Source organism: Bradyrhizobium niftali, assembly GCF_004571025.1.
Classification (GTDB): Bacteria; Pseudomonadota; Alphaproteobacteria; order Rhizobiales; family Xanthobacteraceae; genus Bradyrhizobium; species Bradyrhizobium niftali.
In genome coordinates, this window is the sequence record NZ_SPQT01000138.1 from 1 (window position 1) to 660 (window position 660).

The window sequence follows — 660 nt, forward strand, 5'->3', positions numbered from 1 at the left end:
GCAACGACCGGCTTGATCAGGATCGACGGTCACAACTGCTGACGTATATCCGGCTTCTTGATGCGGCTGGACAACGTCTCCGCCGCGAGCCTCGATGGTTTTCGCCCGCTTCCACCTCAACGGCCCCGAGACATCGGCGCAAGCCGTGCCGGTCCACACATCAGGTTCGGGAAGCGACGGGGGTGACCGTTTCGCCATCTCCTGCCATTTGTTGCAATTGTCGGGTGAGACCTCCTTTCCTTGATTGCCGCTTCGCTTCAGGCCGCCTTCACCGACAGCGCCGGCTCATAAGCCGCGTTGCCTGTGAGCATAGCCCACACGATCCGCGCATTCTTGTTGGCAAGAGCCACGGCCACGACATTGGGATGGCGCCGTTGCCGCATCTTGCCGAGCCAGAGGCTTCGCGGATCCTGCTTGCCAGTAGCCCGGCTTAAAGCGGCGCGAGCTCCGTGAATCATCAGAGTCCGCAGGTATCGATCGCCGCGTTTGCTGATGCCGAACAAGCGGGCCCGCCCTCCACTGGATCGCTGCTTTGGCACCAGGCCAAGCCAAGCCGCGAACTGTCGGCCGTTCTTGAAACAGCTTCTATCGCCTACGGCGGCGATCAAGGCTGTTGCCGTCACAGGTCCGACGCCTTCGATTTTGCCGAGCCGTTGGCAC

The 660-nt window shown here is 61.8% G+C and carries 1 protein-coding gene; it reads right to left on the reverse strand.

The genetic code is table 11. From position 1 onward, the window contains the following. Positions 1–257: 257 nt before the first annotated feature. Positions 258–660 (reverse strand): IS110 family RNA-guided transposase (locus E4K65_RS46800; RefSeq protein ID WP_135179772.1); only part of this gene is annotated, 403 nt, incomplete at its 5' end.